This is a genomic window from Arthrobacter sp. TJ-266 (assembly GCF_058269115.1).
The window spans coordinates 1-3,681 of the sequence record NZ_JBZCNC010000012.1 but is presented as its reverse complement, the minus strand read 5'-3'; the positions used below and the strand labels follow the sequence as shown (position 1 = coordinate 3,681).

Genomic DNA, 3,681 nt, shown 5'->3' with positions numbered 1-3,681 from the left:
TTGGCACACTATTGAGTTCTCAAACAACAGGAGCAACCGATTACTCACAAGCCCGACGCTTTCACGTCTTCAGCGGCTTGCTTTCCCTCGCTGCTACATTTACAGCTTATTTCATCTTCTTTTCCCTTGTCAAATCCTCGGTTGTGGCTTACAGCTCACAATCAACAATTCAACAAACGAACCCATGACAATTAAGGACCTAATTCGTTTTCGCTTTAGAGCGCACGAACCGGCCGATCAATGTGAAGGGGTTGGTTGCCCTCATCGGGGCAACTCATGAAACATTACACCCACGATGGCCAACCGGCAAACCAGCCCGACGTCGCCTGCATCACGTCCTCGTGGCGGCGCATAACGGCCGCGTGGACTGCTGATATCGCCCTACTCAAGGTTGTCCGACAGCTCCTCCAAGGCACGGTAGGCGGGGGCCCGGGCTCGGGCTCGGGCTCAGGCTCAGGCTCAGGCTCAGGCTCAGGCTCAGGCTCAGGCTCAGGCTCAGGCTCAGGCTCAGGCTCAGGCTNGGCTCAGGCTCAGGCTCAGGCTCAGGCTCAGGCTCAGGCTCAGGCTCAGGCTCAGGCTCAGGCTCAGGCTCAGTACAAGTGACTGGCACACCTCCGGTCACACGGACGGGTTGAGTCACTTTAGGTATGCAGTCAGCGATGTCAGAACATAGGGTGCCACGGCCACCAGAAGGGGCCGGCCAATGGGACGACCGGCGGCGCACACGGCGGACAGCCGATACGCCGGGCGGCGGACTACCTCGTCGCTGAGGGCTTCGCGCCTGAGGAACACCATTCCGCCAACCCTCCCGCCCGACGCGAAGAAGCTCGGACCTTGGTTCCCAGGGCACGTCGTACTGATGAGCCCGTTGGGGAGTCTCCATCTGTGCTTCATTCTCAATCCCGCGAGTGGCTCCGACGTAGCGGACTTCTATCGGCGAGAACCTCGGCGCCTCCGGTCACCTCGAGCTGACCTATAGCCTCGTCGTCGTCCAACCGCCTCCTCTGTGGGGCACATCCTGGCCCGAAGAAAGTCCGGAGGAGCCTCCAACCGGCGCAGCGGGTCGTCGTCATGGCTCCGTTCGCCTTCGGAGGCAATACCCGAGGATGCCTCCCCACTCCCCCTGGTGGGAGCAAGCGCTGGTGGCGCCGGCGCTGACGGTTCCAGAGCTTGTTGGTCCGGCCCTTTACGCGGCGTTCCGCGAGACGGGCTGACCCAGATGCTGTCGAAGAACATGCTGCCGCCGCCCAAAACACTCCCCGTGCATCGCCGACTCATCGGCACTCCACGTGCATCTGCGACTCATCGCGACGCTGTCGTGAAGGTCAATAGAGGTCGACCTACATGTGATGACCGCTTCCACCTCCCGCCATGGAGGCACCTTCACCCATGTCGGAAGATCACCTCGCGACGAGCACGGAAATCCAGCGTCTCGCCGAGCCTGCCTCCGGCCTCACCACGAGGAACACTCAGGCGCAGAGTCAGATCGAGAAGAATCGGGTGCATCGACTGGGGACATCCTTCAGCTCCGACACCACGTATCCGACGCCGAGCCAGAGGAACGCTCGCTAGCCGAAGTTCCGAGGACTCCTCGAAGAGCGAGACCAGCGCTCAGCGGTCGTTGCCCATCCACGTCCACATGTGCCGCGCGGGAACGCTGCACCGTCGGATACCGCGCAAGGATGCTGCACCAGCGTCGATGGACACAGATGCTTCTCGACTGATGACGCTGTAGCAGGCACAGGCCGTCCTTGGCCGTGTGCGCTTGTCGAGCTGATCGGCCTTACACATCGAGAGGATTATGCCTTGTACAGCTCACCGCGAAGCCGATCCGTTCGCGTCCGCCCATGAGCTCTCACTTCAGAGGTCGGTCCGTCGACCGAATAGCCGAGACCATGTACTTCGAGCACGTGATTCACCGTCGCTGAAAGCAAAGAGTGGACGGAGCATTGTGATCCGGTGGGAACGAGAGACGGGATCAAACCGTGAACGCATTGCTGGGACGGAGACCAACCACCGGCGCTCCGACCGAAGCAGACGCAATGATCCTGGGACCACTGATGAGCCCCTTGCGGAGAGACCGGCTCCCGGAACCAGGCACAGCCGATGTAGGAATTGCCGATGCCCACATCTGACGATCGGAGTACCGATATATTTGTCCGCCTGACCGAACAGACGGTCCCTCTGTGAATAGTGCGCAGGCCAACGACGTGGCCCGACCAATATTCAACGTGAGCTGGCTACCGATTGGCCATTCGCTCAATTCACGTCATTGGCCCCATCGAATTGCCACGCACCATCGGTGGAGCATTGTCGACCTGCAGCGACGAGATGTGATTGACGGCAGCGTATCGCGCCAATGTCAGTGGCGGCCTGGTGGAGATGCTTGTTGGCGGTGCTCGACACGTGGTTCGGATGCGACGCCGCGCCTGACTACCTTCTGTGAGATCTCGGCTCCGAGCACCGCTCAGAGGAGGGGGCGCGGCCGGACGCCAAGCTCCCGCCATGATGAGCGGAGCCGACCAAAGGAATTGGGAGCCACCCGACAATCGTCTTGGCTCGATGGGCCGGTACAGGCTTGGCACGATCGGCAAGTACGGCGCGGTGAGCTCGTGTGGGCCGACGCCGGAGGTGAACCACAATTCCGATGTGGGGAGACTGCCAGTGTTGTGCGGCAAGCTCGTGCGGCTGAATTCGAAAGACCAGGTCACCAGCGCGAAGTAATGCAAGAAGTTGGAGGCTCCCGCGGTGACGGGATGAGCAGGTGCGGTCCGAGAGTTGTCCGCGAAAGGAGCGGACGTGAACGGATACGCCGAGACATCGGACGCACAGTGCGGGAGCTGTTCCTAGCAGGTCGTCACAGCGAAGGCCGGCGCATCGATGTGCCTACGCCCCGCGGGAGCCTCCGTACGAGTCACCTCTACGAGATGGTCCGCCCCTAGCTGTACCTCGGGCGATGATGGCAATCAGGCCCGTGCCGTCAACCCATCAGTTGGCACCTCAGGAGAGGGATGTCCACGAGCCGCTCTCCGGCGTACCTACGAATACTGACCGTGCGGGCGAAGATCCGCTATCGGGTTCAGACCACCTCTGGTCCAGGACGTGCCGGCCAACGAAAGTGAACATGACTGACGCTGAACACAGACCCTAGCGGGAGGTGCTACCGGCTGACGTGTGCAATCTGATCCTGATCCGGCGCCGGCGTCACTTCGCTTGCTGCCAGTTCCTGCCTCGAGCTTGCTGGCTGTGGTGTCACTACCAGTGCTGCTGCGGGCGACCCTCGCGCTGGTCTGATGCGATCTGATGCGACCCGGAAGACGGTGCGACGCCGGCCTGCTCTCGGTCGCTTGCCGACTTTCCCGCCGTGAGTCGCTCGCTGGCTGTTCCTGCCCTAGGTTGCTTGCTGATTGTGCTGTTGCGGGCGGTTACTACCGGGGGGCCGGTGGACACGGCTCGGCCCTGGGTCAGGTTCTCGGCGGATCTGCCGCTTACCGTCGACGGTTTGCCGCTTGGTCTGCCGCTTGGTTTGCCGCTGACCGTTGACAACGTGCCGCTCGGTTTGCCGATGCTGCGGCTGCGGCTGCGGCCGCCCGTTGCGGGTCCGCGTTGAGGGGGTGTTGGGGGGGGGGTAATGGGGGTTAATGGGGGTTAATGGGGTGAGGCCCCGCACCTGGTGGTGTG

General features: G+C 62.0%; 1 protein-coding gene. It reads left to right on the top strand.

Annotated elements, in window-relative coordinates; all coding sequences use genetic code 11:
* Positions 1-188, top strand: a 188-nt coding sequence (locus AC4D12_RS16970; protein WP_490951137.1) for a hypothetical protein, incomplete at its 5' end; no start/stop codon positions are given.
* Positions 189-3,681 lie beyond the last annotated feature (3,493 nt).